The organism is Microbacterium sp. (assembly GCF_035277845.1).
Taxonomy (GTDB): Bacteria; Actinomycetota; Actinomycetes; order Actinomycetales; family Microbacteriaceae; genus Microbacterium.
The window spans coordinates 1-15,684 of the sequence record NZ_DATEJS010000105.1; the positions used below are offsets into that span (position 1 = coordinate 1).

Annotated in this window: 14 protein-coding genes, 1 tRNA gene and 1 pseudogene; 6 read left to right on the plus strand and 10 right to left on the minus strand. The window is 70.4% G+C overall.

The annotated features are described in order from the left end of the window. Positions 1-171: 171 nt before the first annotated feature. From VJR25_RS04470 to VJR25_RS04480, 3 genes are all read right to left on the minus strand, one after another. Positions 172-1,212 (minus strand): ribose-phosphate diphosphokinase, encoded by a 1,041-nt coding sequence (locus tag VJR25_RS04470; protein ID WP_324112946.1) that lies wholly within the window; start codon positions 1,210-1,212, stop codon positions 172-174. After that, a complete protein-coding gene (gene glmU, locus VJR25_RS04475; protein ID WP_324112948.1) occupies positions 1,196-2,659 on the minus strand; it encodes a bifunctional UDP-N-acetylglucosamine diphosphorylase/glucosamine-1-phosphate N-acetyltransferase GlmU in 1,464 nt (487 codons plus the stop codon). Before glmU ends, VJR25_RS04470 begins: the two co-directional genes overlap by 17 nt. 1 nt (position 2,660) lies before the next feature. Further along, positions 2,661-2,732: transfer RNA gene (locus VJR25_RS04480), tRNA-Gln, on the minus strand. Between the two features lie 66 nt (positions 2,733-2,798). Between VJR25_RS04480 and VJR25_RS04485 the strand changes: the two genes are divergently transcribed. Both VJR25_RS04485 and VJR25_RS04490 read left to right on the plus strand, forming a co-directional pair. Next, positions 2,799-3,296, plus strand: a complete 498-nt coding sequence (locus tag VJR25_RS04485) for a MarR family winged helix-turn-helix transcriptional regulator (RefSeq protein WP_324112950.1) — start codon at positions 2,799-2,801, stop codon at positions 3,294-3,296. Continuing rightward, entirely contained in the window at positions 3,178-5,385 is a 2,208-nt protein-coding gene (locus tag VJR25_RS04490; protein WP_324112952.1) for a primary-amine oxidase, read from the plus strand. Before VJR25_RS04485 ends, VJR25_RS04490 begins: the two co-directional genes overlap by 119 nt. On the opposite strand, the gene VJR25_RS04495 is transcribed toward VJR25_RS04490, so the two are convergent. Then, entirely contained in the window at positions 5,375-6,424 is a 1,050-nt protein-coding gene (locus tag VJR25_RS04495) for a flavin reductase family protein (protein WP_324112954.1), read from the minus strand. The genes VJR25_RS04490 and VJR25_RS04495 overlap by 11 nt on opposite strands. 44 nt (positions 6,425-6,468) lie before the next feature. On the opposite strand from VJR25_RS04495, the gene VJR25_RS04500 reads away from it, so the two are divergent. Both VJR25_RS04500 and VJR25_RS04505 read left to right on the plus strand, forming a co-directional pair. Beyond that, positions 6,469-6,930 (plus strand): group III truncated hemoglobin, encoded by a 462-nt coding sequence (locus tag VJR25_RS04500; RefSeq protein WP_324112956.1) that lies wholly within the window; start codon positions 6,469-6,471, stop codon positions 6,928-6,930. Continuing rightward, positions 6,927-7,574: a hypothetical protein gene (locus tag VJR25_RS04505; RefSeq protein ID WP_324112958.1), complete on the plus strand. Its 648-nt coding sequence runs from the start codon at positions 6,927-6,929 to the stop codon at positions 7,572-7,574. Before VJR25_RS04500 ends, VJR25_RS04505 begins: the two co-directional genes overlap by 4 nt. 52 nt (positions 7,575-7,626) lie before the next feature. On the opposite strand, the gene VJR25_RS04510 is transcribed toward VJR25_RS04505, so the two are convergent. Next, complete coding sequence (locus VJR25_RS04510; RefSeq protein ID WP_324112960.1) at positions 7,627-9,003, minus strand: NAD(P)/FAD-dependent oxidoreductase; 1,377 nt, start codon at positions 9,001-9,003, stop codon at positions 7,627-7,629. 203 nt (positions 9,004-9,206) lie between these two features. On the opposite strand from VJR25_RS04510, the gene VJR25_RS04515 reads away from it, so the two are divergent. Both VJR25_RS04515 and VJR25_RS04520 read left to right on the plus strand, forming a co-directional pair. Beyond that, positions 9,207-9,983 carry a TetR/AcrR family transcriptional regulator gene (locus VJR25_RS04515; protein ID WP_324112962.1) on the plus strand — a complete coding sequence of 259 codons (777 nt, stop codon included), beginning with the start codon at positions 9,207-9,209 and terminating at the stop codon, positions 9,981-9,983. A gap of 44 nt (positions 9,984-10,027) precedes the next feature. Beyond that, positions 10,028-11,836: an ABC-F family ATP-binding cassette domain-containing protein gene (locus VJR25_RS04520; protein WP_324112964.1), complete on the plus strand. Its 1,809-nt coding sequence runs from the start codon at positions 10,028-10,030 to the stop codon at positions 11,834-11,836. Between the two features lie 57 nt (positions 11,837-11,893). On the opposite strand, the gene VJR25_RS04525 is transcribed toward VJR25_RS04520, so the two are convergent. The 5 genes and pseudogenes from VJR25_RS04525 to VJR25_RS04545 form a co-directional block, all read right to left on the minus strand. Continuing rightward, entirely contained in the window at positions 11,894-12,814 is a 921-nt protein-coding gene (locus tag VJR25_RS04525; protein ID WP_324112966.1) for an ABC transporter substrate-binding protein, read from the minus strand. Then, positions 12,811-13,530: an ABC transporter permease gene (locus VJR25_RS04530; RefSeq protein WP_324112968.1), complete on the minus strand. Its 720-nt coding sequence runs from the start codon at positions 13,528-13,530 to the stop codon at positions 12,811-12,813. The genes VJR25_RS04525 and VJR25_RS04530 overlap by 4 nt, the downstream gene beginning before the upstream one ends. Further along, on the minus strand, positions 13,527-14,213 hold the full coding sequence (locus VJR25_RS04535; protein WP_324112970.1) for an ABC transporter permease: 687 nt from the start codon (positions 14,211-14,213) through the stop codon (positions 13,527-13,529). Before VJR25_RS04535 ends, VJR25_RS04530 begins: the two co-directional genes overlap by 4 nt. Continuing rightward, on the minus strand, positions 14,210-15,049 hold the full coding sequence (locus VJR25_RS04540; RefSeq protein WP_324112973.1) for an ABC transporter ATP-binding protein: 840 nt from the start codon (positions 15,047-15,049) through the stop codon (positions 14,210-14,212). Before VJR25_RS04540 ends, VJR25_RS04535 begins: the two co-directional genes overlap by 4 nt. Before the next feature lie 73 nt (positions 15,050-15,122). Continuing rightward, positions 15,123-15,684: pseudogene (locus VJR25_RS04545) on the minus strand (4-(cytidine 5'-diphospho)-2-C-methyl-D-erythritol kinase); the annotation flags it as partial.

Consider the following 15,684-nt stretch of genomic DNA (forward strand, 5'->3'; position numbering starts at 1 on the left):
GCGAGGGCGACGGCGAGGCGGGCGGCGCGCGGCATGCCGGCGGTGCGGGTCATACGGTTCTCCTCGGGGCGAAGGCTCGGGGCATCCGCACGGAAAGACGGAGGTCCCGCGTCAGCCTACGACGCGGGACCTGCCGGAAGCTCTGCTGCGGCTGTGAGCGGATGCCGGGAGTTACGCCGCTCCGTCGAACATGCTGGTGACGGAGCCGTCCTCGAACACCTCGTGGATCGCCCGCGCCAGCAGCGGTGCGATCGGCAGGACGGTGAGTCCCGGGAAGTGCTTGCCGACGGGAAGCGGGACCGTGTCGGTGACGACCACCTCGTCGATCGAGGCGTCCTGCAGCCGGTCGGTGGCGGGGTCGGAGAAGACCGCGTGCGTGGCGGCCACGATCACCCGCTCGGCGCCGTTGTCCTTGAGAGCCTGCGCCGCCTTGACGATGGTGCCGCCCGTGTCGATCATGTCGTCGACGAGCAGGCACACCCGCCCGCGCACGCGTCCGACGATCTCGTGCACGGAGACCTGGTTGGCGACGGTGGGGTCGCGGCGCTTGTGGATGATCGCGAGCGGCGCATCCAGGCTGTCGCTCCAGGTGTCCGCGACGCGGACGCGGCCCATGTCGGGCGAGACGATCGTGAGCTTCTCGCGGTCCTCGGCGCTGAGCGTGGCCTCGAAGTGCTCGAGGAGCACCGGCTTGGCGAAGAGGTGGTCGACCGGTCCGTCGAAGAAGCCCTGGATCTGTGCGGCGTGCAGATCGACGGACATGACGCGGTCGGCGCCTGCCGTGGCGAGCAGGTCGGAGACGAGGCGGGCGCTGATCGGCTCGCGGCCGCGGCCCTTCTTGTCCTGACGCGAGTAGGGGAAGTACGGCACCACCACGGTGATGCGCTTCGCCGAGGCGCGCTTGAGCGCGTCGAGCATGATGAGCAGCTCCATCAGCTGCTGGTTCACCGATCCGCGGAAGGACTGCACGACGAACACGTCGCAGCCGCGCACCGACACCTCGAACCGGGCGTACAGTTCTCCGGACGCGAAGACGCGGTGCTCGGTGGGGGCGAGCTCGGTGCCGATCTGCTCCGCCACCTGACGCGCGAGCTCGGGATGGGAGCTGCCCGAAACGACCACCAGACGCTTGCGCGTCTTCACCTCGAGACCCGGCGCGATGTCGTTCGCCCGGTCGAGGTCGACGAGCCTGTGCTTACCCTTGCGAGCCATCGTCCGCCTTCTGTGCAGGCCGGGCGCGCGCTGCGGCGTCCGCGGCAGCCGTTCCCGGTCGGTTCTTCTCAACCCAGCCCTCGATGTTGCGCTGGGGCGCGACGCTCAGCGCCAGGGCCCCGGCGGGAACATCCTTGCGGATGACCGCTCCGGCCCCGGTCTTCGCACCGTCTCCGATCCTAACGGGCGCCACCAGGACGTTGTGCGAGCCGGTGTGCACCTCGTCGCCGATGACGGTGCGGTGCTTGGTGATGTCGTCGTAGTTGGCGGTGATGGCCCCGGCGCCGAGGTTCACCCCGGTGCCGATCGTGGTGTCGCCGATGTACGACAGGTGCGGCACCTTGCTGGCCTCGCCGATGGTCGAGTTCTTGGTCTCGACGAACGTGCCGATCTTGCCGCGCGCGCCGAGCACGGTGCCCGGACGCAGGTACGAGAACGGACCGACGGTCGCCGCGGCGCCGATCACCGCGAGGGTCGCGTCGGTGCGGCGCACCGTGGCATCCTCCCCCACCTCGCAGTCCACGAGGCTCGTGTCCGGGCCGATCACGGCGCCGGAGGCCACGGTCGTGGCGCGGAGGATATGCGTGTTCGGCAGCAGCGTGACATCCGGCGCCAGGTCCGCGGTGACGTCGATCCAGGTGGATGCCGGATCCTGCACGGTGACGCCGGCGAGCTGCCAGCGGCGCACCGTCCGCACGTTGAGCAGGCGGCCGACCTCCGCCAGCTGCGCCCGGTCGTTGACTCCATAGGTGACGGTCACGTCGTCGACGACGGATGCCGCGACCCGCTCGCCCGCGTCGCGCAGCAGCCCCGCCACGTCGGTGAGGTACTTCTCCTGCTGCGCGTTGTCGGTGCCCACCTGCGGAAGGTAGGTGCGCAGCACATCGGCCCGGAACACGTACATGCCCGCGTTGATCTCGTTCACCGCACGTTCGTCGTCCGAGGCGTCCTTCTGCTCGACGATCCGCACCACCGACCCGTCCGCACCGCGGATGATGCGCCCGTAGCCGGTGGGGTCGTCCACCACGGCGGTCATGAGGGTCTCCGCCGCACCCTCGGCTCGGTGTGCGGCCACGAACGCGGACAGCGTCGCACCGTCGGCGAGCGGGCAGTCGGCGGAGAGGACCAGGACGTTGCCGGTGAAGTCCCCGAGGCGGTCGAGGGCGACCTGAACGGCACGACCCGTGCCGGGGATGTCGTCCTGGTCGACGACGATCGCCTCGGGGGCCAGTTCGGTCACGGCGGCGGCGACCAGATCCCGCTCGTGCCGCACGACCACGAGGGTGTGCGCGGGGGCGAGGCTGCGGGCGGTGTCGAGCACGTGGCCGACGAGCGGACGGCCGCCGATCGGGTGCAGCACCTTGGGGGTGCGCGACTTCATGCGCGTGCCCTGGCCCGCGGCCAGGATCACGACGGCGAGCTGGGGGTCCTCTGTTACGGGGCTCATGCTCCGCCGCCAGGACTCGAACCTGAACCTCACAGCTCCAAAGGCTGTCGTGCTGCCATTACACCACGGCGGACCGTCGCCGCCGGGTGGCAGCCACGTCGTCCCAGTCTGCCAGACCGCCCCGGGCGATAATGAAGGCGTGACATCCGAGAGCGACGAAGTCGACCGCATCGTGGAGGCGTGGATGACCCAGCGCCCCGACCTGGACTTCTCGCCCCTGCAGGTGCTGTCGCGGGTCGACCGGCTCTCCCGCCACCTCGATCTCGCGCGACGCGCCGCGTTCCGGCGCAGCGAGCTCGAGCCGTGGGAGTGGGACGTGCTCTCCGCACTCCGGCGCGCCGGCGAGCCCTTCCAGCTGAGCCCCAAGCAGCTGCTGCAGCAGACCCTCGTCTCGAGCGGCACCATGACCAATCGCATCGACCGCCTCGTCGGACGCCGGCTGGTGCGGCGCGAAGCGGACCCGGCCGACGGGCGCAGCATCCTCGTCACCATGACCCCCGAGGGGCGGATCCGGGTGGATGCCGCCATCACCCGCCTGGTGGACGCCGAGCAGACGCTGCTCGCCCGGCTGTCGCGGGTCGATCGCGACCGGCTGGCGGTGCTGCTGCGCAAGCTCAGCCTGGGCTTCGACGGCTGACGAGGCGCCGCGCGCGGGCCGCGCGTCACTCCCGCGGATCCGCGGCCGCCTACACCTGTGCGGGCGCGAGCCGTCGTGCCAGAGTGGTCACACTGCGACCGATGCAGCCCGCACAACCGAGGAGCTGAGAATGGGTGCACACCCGCTTGATTCCCTGAGCGCCGAGGAGTTCTCGCGCACCGCCGCGATCCTCGCCGAGCAGAAGGGCGTGGATGCCGGCTGGCGCTACGCCTCGATCATCCTCAAGGAGCCGCCCAAGGTCGAGGTCAAGGCCTGGCGCGAGGGCGATCCGGTCGTGCGGCGCTCGCTGTCGGTGCTGTGGAAGAAGCAGACCAACGAGGTGCACGAGGCGATCGTCGACCTCACCGACGGGACGGTCGAGTCGTGGGAGCACATCCCCGGCGTGACCCCGAACTTCACGCTCGACGAGTATCACGACTGCGACCATGCGATGAAGGAGAACGCCCAGGTGCGCGCCGCTCTCGAGGCGCGCGGCATCACCGACCTCGACCTCGTGCTCTTCGACGTGTGGACGTACGGCGGCGCCGTGCTCCCCGATCGATGGCGCGACCGACGCCTCGGCTGGGTCGACCTGTGGCGGCGGGCGTCGAAGGACGGCAACCCGTACGCACACCCCGTCAGCGGGCTGAAGATCATCGTCGACATGAACACGCTCGAGGTGCTCGAGATCGAGGACCACCACGACTACGGCTTCCCGGAGGTGGACGCCGAGTACGTGCCCGAGGTGCGCGGCACGCCGATGAGCACGGCGATCAAGCCGCTCGAGATCGTGCAGCCCGAGGGCGTCTCATTCGGCGTGGACGGCAGCACGATCACGTGGGACCGCTGGACGTTCCGGGTGGGCTTCAACTACCGCGAGGGCCCGGTCATCTACCAGGTCGCGTTCGACGACGACGGCCGCACGCGCGACATCGCGTACCGCCTGTCGTTCGCGGAGATGATCGTGCCGTACCGCGACTCGAGCTTCGACCACTACCGGCGCACCGCCTTCGACATCGGCGAATGGGGCCTCGGCTACATGTGCACCTCGCTCGAGCTCGGCTGCGACTGCCTCGGCGAGATCACCTACCTCGACGCCACGCTGCCGGACACCGCCGGACAGCCGTGGACGATCAAGAACGCGGTCTGCCTGCACGAGGAGGACAATGCCGTGCTGTGGAAGCACGTCGACCCGGATCAGGGCGCCGAGGTGCGCCGTCAGCGCCGGTTCGTCGTCTCCGCACACGCCACCGTCGCGAACTACGAGTACCTGATCTACTGGCGCTTCTACCAGGACGGCAACATCGAATGCGAGGTGCGCGCGACCGGGATCATGGTGTCGACGCCGATGGCGCACGACGGCGACTCGATGCCCACCGGCACCACGATCGACCAGCGCACGTACGCGCCGTTCCACCAGCACTTCCTGATCGCGCGCCTCGACCTCGACGTCGACGGCGACGCGAACACCGTCGTCGAGTCCGACTCGATGCCGGCGCCGATCAGCGACAGCAACCCGTACGGCCTCGATCTGCACACGCAGGCGACGGTCGTCGAGCGGGAGTCGCAGGCGGGCCGCATGTACAGCTGGGAGAAGCAGCGCACGTGGAAGGTGCAGAACCCCGGGAAGCTCAACGCCTGGGGCACGCCGGTCGCGTACAAGCTCGTGCCGACGGCATCCTTCCCGTCGATGTTCGACGAGTCGTCGCCCATCCTCAGGCGCAACCCGGTCATCGGCAAGACGCTGTGGGTCACGAAGCACCACGACGACCAGTTCTGGCCGGCGGGCGACTACCCGACGCAGGCGGTCGACGATCTGCACAACGGCATGACGGCGTGGATCGCCGACGACGAGAACCTCGTGGACGAGGACGTGGTGCTCTGGTACAACTTCGGCATCCACCACATCACGCGCGTGGAGGACTGGCCGATCATGCCGGCGGACACGATCTCGTTCTGGTTGAAGCCGTTCGGGTTCTTCGACAGGAACCCGTCGCTCGACGCCCCGCGCACGGCGATGGACCACTGCATCCCCGGCCACGACCACGCCGGCCACGACCAGGCCGGCCACGACCACGTCAGTCGATGACCGGGGCGTGCGACGCGGTGCGGCTCGACGCCAGCCAGCCCACCTCGTCGCCGCGGTCGAAGAAGTGGCGGAACGCGTAGACGATCGGATGCCACCGCGCGGGGTCGACCTGCAGGTGCCCGTGCCTGTCCTCGCGGACGACGGATTGCGCGGCGTGCACGCGCACGACCTCCGCCTCGACCATGAGGTATCCGCCGTCCACCGCCGGCGTGAGGCGCCGCGTGCGGGCCTCGAACTGCAGCAGGCACTCCCGCACCCGGGGCGGGGCGACGAGTTCCGAGGCCTGCGCGGTCAGCTGCGCGGCGCCGAACTTGTCCGGCTCGTACCGGTACCGGTGCGCCTTGGCCTCGGGAACCGGGTCGCGGCCGGTGAGGGTGGAGAGCCGCACGAGTGCCGGCCAGAGCCCCGGGGACGGGATGCTGACGGTCACATCGCTGCCGGCGAGCAGGTTGTCCGCCGTCTTGCCCTCGGTCTCGATGCCGAGCACCAGCATCCGGCCGAGCGCCCAGTACGACGACGCCGGGGCGAGGTTGACCGCACCATCCGGGTCGGTCGTCGCGATGAGGAACGCCGGGGTGCCGATGTACAGCGTCTCGGGTTCGATCACGAGGTGCGGATCGCCGGTCTCCGGTTCCGCGCCGGCCGACGGTGCGCCCGCCGAGGCACCGGCCGGTGCGGCGTCGGGTCCGGGCGCGATCCAGCGTCCGTCGATGCGTTCGAGGGCGGTCGCGCTGACGACGACGCCGGAGTCGTCGCGCGGGATCTCCCCGCGGATCCGGGCGGCGCCGTCGGCATCCTGCTCGACAGGCACGCCCTCAGCCGCGAGCCGGTCCGGGTCGAGCGCGACGAGCGTGAGCGGCAGATGGAGGTCGGCGTAGCGGTCGTCGAGCACCGCCTGGATGCCCGCCGCGGTCGTCGCGCGGATGTGACCACCGGGCTCGTATGCCACCCCGCGGGTGGCGGCGCTGTACTCGCCGGCCATCTCGCTCATGTCCCAGTCGTCGGTGATCGCGATGTGGAAGATCAAGGGCGAGACCATGATTTGAACGTACCAGCATCCGGTCAATTCACTAGGCTGATGACGTGCCTGCAGACCTCCGGGATCGCGCGGACGTCGCGGAGCTCGTGACGGCCTTCTACCGCGCCGCCTTCGACGACCCGCTGATCGGGCCGATCTTCACCGACGTCGCGCGCATGGACCTCGACCACCATCTGCCGATCATGTGCGACTTCTGGGAGACCGTGCTGTTCGACGTCGTGCTCTACCGGCGCAACGCACTGCAGCTGCACGCGGCCCTGCACGCGCGGCATCCGCTGAAAGCCGAGCACTTCGACCGCTGGCTCGCGCTCTGGGTCGAGACGGTGGACGCACGCTTCGCCGGCCCCGTCGCCGAGCGGGCCAAGGTGCAGGCGCGGCGCATCGCCGGCTCCATCGGCCGCCGGCTCGACGGCCGCACCGGGACCGTCTACGACACCATCCTGTCCCGCGACCGGGCGCAGCAGATCGGAATCGACACGTCCCTCCCCGGGCAGGCCGCACCATGACCTCCGCCGGCCCGGTGGAACGCACCCCGCGCGAGCAGGTGCTGGACGTGCTGCTCGAGGCCGGCGCCGCGCTGGATGCCGCCGACGTCGCCGGGCGGCTGGGCGTGCACGTCACGACCGCGCGCTTCCACCTCGACCATCTCGCCCGATCAGGACTCGCGCAGCGTCGTCCGGACTCGACCGGACGGCGCGGGCGCCCGCGCATGCTGTTCTCACCCGCCGCCGGCACCCGCGGCGACCGCAGCCGGGAGCAGCTCATCGCCGTGCTGGTCGCGGCGCTCGCCAGGGACGCGGATGCCCCGGCCGAATCCCTGCGGGCCGGTCGACGCTGGGCCGACGCGCTGTCCGCCCGGATGCCCGAGGCCGGCACTGATGCCGGTGCGCGGCTTGTGGAGGAGCTCGATGCGCTCGGCTTCGCCCCCGAGCGGGTTCCCGACGGCATCCGCCTGTCGGCATGCCCGTTCCGGGAGGCCGCTCAGGCACATCCCGAGGTGGTGTGCGCGGTCCACCGGGGACTGGTCGAAAGGCTGGTCGCGGCGGCCGAGCCGCACCGGCCGGTGCAGCTGCTGCCGTTCGTCGAGCCGGACGTGTGCCTGATCAGGCTGGACCGGGAGCCACGCGAAGCGACCGCCGCGCACCCGTAGCCGGGCGCGCGGTGTGCTCCGCGATCGGACGACCGCGGAGCACACCGTGCGATCAGGCCTCGACGGCGTCGAGGATGCGCTCGGCCGTCGCCGTGCCGATGCGGACGGCGCCGTCGACGTGCTGGTAGCCCTCGCCGGCGATGTCGCTCGAGGCGAAGAAGATCGGGCCGACGGGCTGGTTCTGCAGGGCGCCCCAGCGGTGCAGGCCGCCCAGGTCGTAGCTGGTGGCGTAGGCGCCGCGCGTCCACTCCTCGTTGCCCCAGTCCGAGAGGTAGAACGACTCCGGCTCGAGCGCCTCGTCGCCGAGCGACTTCGCGATGCCCTCGAGGACCGCGCGCTTGCGCTCCTCCTCGCCGAGGCCCCACATCTTCTCGGCCTTGATGTCGGAGATGAAGCCGACGAGCGTGCCGCGCTTCTCGCCGTGGTTCGTGTTGTCGTAGACCTCCTGCACGAGACCGGCGTGGTCGTAGACCGTACCGGCGAGACCCTTGTCGCGCCAGAACGGGGTCGCGTAGGTCGCGTGCACCTTGATGACGAGGCCCATCGAGACGTGCTGGTGCGCGACCATCTGCATGCGCGGCAGTGGCGGGTCGTACGAGATGCGGTGGTACAGGTTCGGCGGGACCGCGACGATCGCGTGCTGCGCGCGCACCGTGATGCCGTCGGCGATCGCGGTGACCGCGGCGGGCGCGCCCGCACCGTTGTCGGTCCACTCCAGGGTTCGCACAGGGCTGTTCAGGAAGACGACGTCGTCGCCGAGCTGCTCGGCGATCGCGATGGACACCGACTGCATCCCGCCGACGACGCGCTTGTCGAGGATGAAGTGGTCGTCGAGGAGGTTCGAGAACGACCCCGCGGATGCCGACATCAGCACGGCCTGGAGGGTCGAGAACGCGTACGAGGGCTTCGTGAGCATGCCGCCCGCGATCCACATGGCGATGTTCTCCACGGCCTCGTCATCGTCGCTCTGCTGGTGGAGCCACTCGATGAACGAGATCTTGTCGAGTTCCTCCGCCTTGGCGTGCGCCCAGGGCTCGGTCGCGCCGATCTCCGCCGCATACCCGTCGAGGATCGCCGCGATCCGATCGATCTCGGCGTTGGTCTCGGCGCTCACCGGCAGGTCGCTCGCGAAGCGCGTCGTCGAGCCGTCGGCGCCGACGTAGATCGAATCGCCGTCGCGGTAGCGCGAGTACGTCTCCTTGCCCAGCTCCTCGACGAGCCCGAGCAGCGCGGTCTGGTCGGGCGAGATCCACTGGCCGCCGATCTCGAACCAGCCGCCGTCGCGGACGTCGCTCCAGGTGCGGCCGCCGACGCGGTCGCGGGCTTCGAGCACCGCCACCGACTTGCCGGCCTTCGTCAGCCGACGTGCCGCGTTGAGGCCCGAGGGACCGGCGCCGATGATGACGACGTCGCGCTCGATGGTCTGCATTTGTGAACTCCTTGTTCCGGGGATCTCCTGCGATCCCGACATAAAATAAATGCCGTTCATTTAGTGTAGCGGACACCGATGAGCCCGCCAAGGACGCGGGTCGTCGAGCCTGCCCGGCGGCGGCATCCCGCTACGATGTGACGACGCGGGCACCGATCGACACGACCCGGTCCCAGTCGCGGCGAGGAGGCGGAACGAGCACGATGCCCGAGACGTCGCTCCCCCACCGCCGCGCCGGCAGGCCCGCCACCCGCATCCTGACGCGCGACGGCATCACCGACGCCGCCCTCGCCATCGTGCATGCGAAGGGATACGACTCGCTCACGATCGCCTCCCTCGCGAAGCACCTGCGCGTGTCGCCGAGCGCGATGTACAACCATGCGCGCTCGAAGCAGGAGATCATGCGGTGGGTGCAGGACCGGCTGATGGCGAGCATCGACGTCAGTGAGCTGTGGACCGTGCGACGTGCGGTGGCGGCCGGGGCCGAGGGCCCGCATGCGTGGCGTCACGCGCTGCTCGCGTGGGTCACCGGATACCGCGACCTCATGGCCGGGCACACCCCGCTCATCCAGGCGATCGCCACGATGCCGGTGACGGGGGCTCCCGAGACCCTCGACATGTACGAGGTGGTCGTGGCCGCCCTCGTCGACGTCGGCTGGCCGCGCGATCGGGTGCTCCCCCTCGTCGTCGCGCTGGAGAGCTTCGTCTACGGGTCCGCCTACGACCTGAGCGCCCCCGACGACATCTTCGACACCACCGGGTTCGAGCAGGCCGCGCCGACCCTCACCTCCGTGCAGCTCGAGCGCGCGGGCGACGCGCACTCGTACACGAGGACGGGCGTTGCGCGCGAGTCGTTCGAGCGCGGGGCGATGGCGATCATCGACTCGTTCGCCGCGGCCGCCGGCGTCGAGTCGGCCGATGCCGGGACGTGGCCGGCCGACATCGATTCCGGCGCCCCGGATCCCGCGCGGCGCCGCTGACGCCGACGTCACGCGCCCGCGCGGCGAACTACGCTTGACGGGACATGGCACATCTTCTCGGCGCGGAGGCGCTGCACCTCGAATACCCCACCAAGGTCGTCTTCGACTCCGTCAGCCTCGGCGTCGACGAAGGCGACCGGATCGGCATCGTCGGCCGCAACGGCGACGGCAAGTCCTCGCTCATGGCGATGCTCGCCGGCACCCGCGAGCCCGATGGCGGCCGGGTGACCATGCGCCGCGGGGTGACCATCGGCGTGCTCGAACAGCACGACATGCTGAGCGACGACGAGACGGTCGGCCACGCGGTCGTCGGCGACGTGCCGGAGCACGAGTGGGCCGGAAACGCCCGCATCCGCGATGTGATCGCGGGACTTCTCGGCAGCGTCGCCTGGGATGCCGTGATCGGCACACTCTCGGGCGGGCAGCGCCGCCGCGTCGCCCTGGCCGCGCTGCTCAGCGGCGACTGGGACGTGCTCGCCCTCGACGAGCCGACCAACCACCTCGACGTCGAGGCGATCGCGTGGCTCGCCGGCCATGTGAAGAACCGCTGGGCCGCGAACTCCGGCGCGCTCATGGTGGTCACGCACGACCGCTGGTTCCTCGACGAGGTCTGCACCGCGACGTGGGAGGTGCACGACCGCATCGTGGAGCCGTTCGAGGGCGGCTACGCGGCATACATCCTGCAGCGCGTGGAGCGCGACCGCCAGGCGGCGGCCATCGAGTCGCGCCGGCAGAACCTGGCACGCCGCGAGCTCGCGTGGCTCCGTCGCGGCGCACCGGCGCGCACGTCCAAGCCGAAGTTCCGCATCGATGCCGCCAACGCGCTCATCGCCGACGTGCCCGAACTGCGCGACCCGGTGGCGCTGCAGTCCCTCGCGGTCGCGCGGCTGGGCAAGGATGTGGTCGACCTGCTCGATGCGGGGGTCGTCTATGACGGCGAGCCCTTCCTGAAGGACGTCGAGTGGCGCATCGCGCCCGGTGAGCGCACCGGCATCCTGGGCGTCAACGGCGCCGGAAAATCCACCCTGCTCGGGCTCGTCGACGGGTCGGTGACACCCGACTCCGGCCGGGTCAAGCGCGGCAAGACCGTGCAGGTCGCGACGCTCACCCAGCGCATGGGCGAACTCGACGAGCACCTCGACTCCCCCGTGCGGCTCGTGCTCGAACGGCTCCGGACGACGTACACGTTCGGCGCGGGCTCCAAGGCGCAGGAGCTCACCCCGGGCCAGCTGCTCGAGCGGATGGGGTTCTCGAGCGCGCAGCTGTCCACCCCGGTCAAGGACCTGTCCGGCGGACAGCAGCGTCGGCTGCAGCTTCTGCTGGTGCTGCTCACCCAGCCCAACGTGCTGATCCTCGACGAGCCCACCAACGACCTCGACACCGACATGCTCACCGCGCTCGAGGAGCTGCTGGACTCGTGGCCCGGGACGCTTCTCGTCGTCTCCCACGACCGGTACTTCCTCGAGCGCGTCACCGACCAGCAGTACGCCGTGATGGACGGGCACCTTCGGCACCTGCCGGGCGGCATCGACGAGTACCTGCGACTGCGGGCGGCCCAGCGGGACGCCGGGCCCGCGAAGGCCGCCGGTTCCGCGGCTGCGGCATCCGCCCCAGCCGCGGCTCCCGGGCTCGCCGGATCCGATCGCCGGGCCGCGGAGAAGGAGCTGTCGGCGCTGGAGCGCCGGATGCAGAAGCTGGCCCAGGACATCGACGCCCACAAGCACGCGCTCGTCGACCACGACCAGTCCGACTACGTCGGTCTCGGTGAGCGGATGGCCGAGATCTCGGCCCGCGAGTCCGAGGTCGAGGAGCTGGAGCTGCGCTGGTTCGAGCTCACCGAGCAGCTCGGCTGACAACGCCGAGAGGGCCGGTGCGTTCGTGGCGCACCGGCCCTCTGCGGATGATGCGGCTCAGTCCAGACCCTGGTCCTTCAGCCACTTGGTCGCGATCTGCGCCGCCGACTGCTGGTCGACGGTGTTCTCGACGTTCCACTCCACGAGCACGTCCGGCGTGAGCTTGGCCTGCACGGCGTCGATCACGGTCGAGACCTTGCCGGCGACGCTCTTGTTCACGAGCGGCACGATGTTCGACGACAGGATCAGCGCCTTGGGATCCTGCAGCACGACGAGCTTGTCGGTCTTGATCTTGGGGTCGGACGTGTAGATGTCGGCGATGTTGATCGTGCCGGCCACGAGCGCCTGCTCGGTGGTGTCACCCGTCGCCTTGAAGCCCGAGGTGACGCCGTACGTCGACTTCAGTCCTTTCGGACCGTACGGGCGATCGGCGAGCTCGGCGTTGCCGCCGAGCGTCAGCGGCACCTTGACGTTCGCGAGGTCGGCGATGGACTTCAGATGCCACTTGTCGGCGAACGCCTTGGTGACGGTGTACGAGTCCTGGTCGGCGGCGGTGGCCATGTCGAGCACGGTGAGGCTCGACGGCAGAGCCGTCTTCAGCGCGTTGTACACGCCCTGCGGGTCGGTCTCCGTCGCCTTGGGGTTGAAGTACTGCAGCAGGTTGCCGGTGTACTCCGGGAACAGCTGCACCTCTCCGCTCTTGATCGCGGGCATGTAGGCGTTCCGCTGCCCGATGTCGAACTTGCGCGTGACCTTCAACCCTTTGGCCTCGAGTGCCTGCGCGTACACCTCCGCGATGATCTCGTTCGACGGGTAGGACTGCGAGCCGACGACGATGGTGTTCGATGCGCCGCCGCCCGAGGCGGCGGGCGTGCTCGGGGTCGACAGCGGATTGCCCGAGCTGCAGCCGACCAGCGCGACGGCGACGGCGGCCGCCGTCGCGGCGACGGCGAGCAGTCGCGTGCGGGTGTTCTTCATGGTGTTGCCCCTTCCAATGGGAGTCGTTCACGTCGGGAGGTGGTGGTGCGTGGCGTCCGCGCTCCGCGCGGCACGACGGCGCGCTGCAGGACGGCGAAGAGGATGTCGAGCAGGAGCGCGAGCGCGGCGACGAGGATCGCCCCGCCCAGCACCATGTCGATGCGCTGCAGCGGGATGCCGGCGATGATGTACTGGCCGAGGCCGCCGAGCCCGACGTAGGCCGCGATCGTCACCGTGGCCACGACCTGCAGCACGGCGGAGCGCAGCCCCGCCACCAGCAGCGGCATCCCGAGCGGCACCTCCACGCGCCACAGGATCTGCCACTCGGTCATGCCGAGGCCGCGCGCCGCGTCGACCACTCGGCGGTCGATCGCCTCGAATCCGCTGTACGCTCCGGCGAGGATCGACGGCAGCGCCAGCAGGACGAACGTCACGACCGCCGCAGCGGTCTGGTGGATGACGCCCATGATGATCACGAGCAGGATGAACAGGCCGAACGACGGCACCGCGCGTGCTGCGCCGGTGACCCCCACGGCGACGTTGCGCCAGCGCCCGGTGTGGCCGATCGCCCAGCCTGCCGGCACCGCGACGAGTGCGGCGATCAGCACCGACCCGAAGGTGAACGCCATGTGCACGACGAGCGCGACCGGCACCTCGTCGAACCCGGACTTGTCGCCGCCGAAGATCCAGGCGAACGCCTGGCCGAACAGGTTCACGAGCCCATCTCCAGCGCGATCCGCGTACGAGTGCTCCCGCGCGCGCCGGTCGCGGTGCGCAGCCACGGCATCGCGAGCCGCCCCGCCAGCACCAGCAGCTGGTCGATGATCAGCGCGATGAGCGCCACGGCCACGATGCCGGAGAACACCTCGGCGAAGATGTCGCGCTGCAGTCCGTTCGTGAACAGATAGCCGAGGTTCTGCACCCCGATCAGGATGCCCACGGTGGCAAGGGCCACCGTGCTGGCCGCCGTGACGCGGAGCCCGGCGAGGATGACCGGCCCGGCCAGGCGCAGCTCGACGGTGAAGAACCGCCGCGCCGCCCCGTACCCCATCGCGGAGGCCGCGAGCCGCACGTCGGGGTCGACGGAGTCCAGCCCATCGGCGACGGTGCGGGTCATGAGCGCGATCGCGTACAGCGTGAGCGTCACGACGAGGTTCAGCTCACTGAGGGGGCTGATGCCGAGGAGCACCGGCAGGATCGCGAGCAGCGCCAGCGACGGGATCGTGTAGAGGATGCCGGTGATCACCAGCAGCGATTCGCGCAGCAGTCGGTAGCGCCACGCCAGCCAGCCGAGCGGGATCGAGAGGAGGAGCCCCAGGACGATCGGCGGGATGCTCTGGCGCAGGTGCTCGAACGAGAGCTGTGCGATGAGGCCGAGGTTCTGGCCGACCCAGTTCACATCGCCACCGGCTGGTCGTCGACGAGCGATCCCTGGGTGCGTCCGCGGCCGTCGACGACGACCGTGCCGTGCGGCGTCTCACGCAGGCTCAGCGCCCGCCGCCCGTGCACGGCGCCGATGAAGCTCGACACGAAGTCGGAGGCCGGCGCCTCGATGATCTCGTCGGGCGTGCCCCGCTGGGCGATCTGCGCCTGTTCTTCGAGGATGACGACCTGGTCGCCGAGCAGGAACGCCTCGTCGATGTCGTGCGTCACGAACACGATCGTCTTGCACACCTCGCGCTGGATGCGCAGGAGCTCCTGCTGCAGCTCGTCGCGCACGATCGGGTCGACGGCGCCGAACGGCTCGTCCATCAGCAGGATGTTGGGATCGGCGGCGAGGCCGCGCGCGACCCCGACGCGCTGCTGCTGGCCGCCGGAGAGCTGGTTGGGATAGCGCGTCGCGAGCGCCTCGTCGAGGCCGACGGTGTGCATCAGCTCGCGCGCCTGGGAGCGCGCGGCCCGTCGCGGTGTTCCGGTGAGCACCGGAACCGTGGCGATGTTGTCCTGCACCGTCAGGTGCGGCAGCAGCCCGGAGTTCTGCATCACGTACCCGATGCTGCGACGGAGCGCGACGGCGCTGCGGGCGCGGATGTCGACGTCGTCGATGAGGATGGCGCCGGAGGTCGGCTCGACCATGCGATTGATCATGCGCAGCAGGGTGGTCTTGCCCGATCCGCTGGACCCCACGAGCACCGTGGTCTGCTGCGCGGGGATCGTCAGACTGAAGTCCCGAACAGCCTGCGCCCCGCCCGGGAATCGCTTGCCGACCGCCCGGAACTCGATGCCATCTGCCACCTGCCCAACCGTAGCCCACCCCTCCGACATCCGGGCCGAACGGACGATAACGGTCTGGCGTCGTGATGACGCGTCAGACGGACAGCACGCGCGCCCCGTGCACGGGCCCGTGCACGTGCAGGGCGGTCAGGCCCGCGGCGCTCAGCGCGATCTGCAGGTCGAGCGCGGATGCCTCGTCCTCCGCGAGGAACGCGATCGTCGGCCCGGAGCCGGAGACGAGGCCGGTCAGGGCCCCCTCGTCGTGGCCGAGCTGCAGCACGTCGTTGAGCTGGGGACGCCGGCGCACCGCGGCGATCTGCAGCTCGTTCGACGCGGAGGCCGCCAGCAGCCGGGCGTCTCCGGTGCGGAGCGCCTTCAGCACGGGCGGGAACACCTGCGGGCTCAGCCCGCCCCAGAGGAAAGACTCCGGGTGGACTTCGCGGTAGCCGTCCAGTTCGCGGTAGATCTCCGGCGTCGAGAGCCCGTCGCCGCTGGTCACGATCACCCAGTCGAACCGCCCGCGTGCCAGTGCCGGGCTCAGCTGCTCGCCGCGTCCGAGGCCGATCGCGGTGCCGCCCATGAGCGCGAAGGGCACGTCGGCGCCGAGCTCCGCCCCCAGCTCCTGCAGCTGGAGGCTCGAGAGCCCCGTGCCCCAG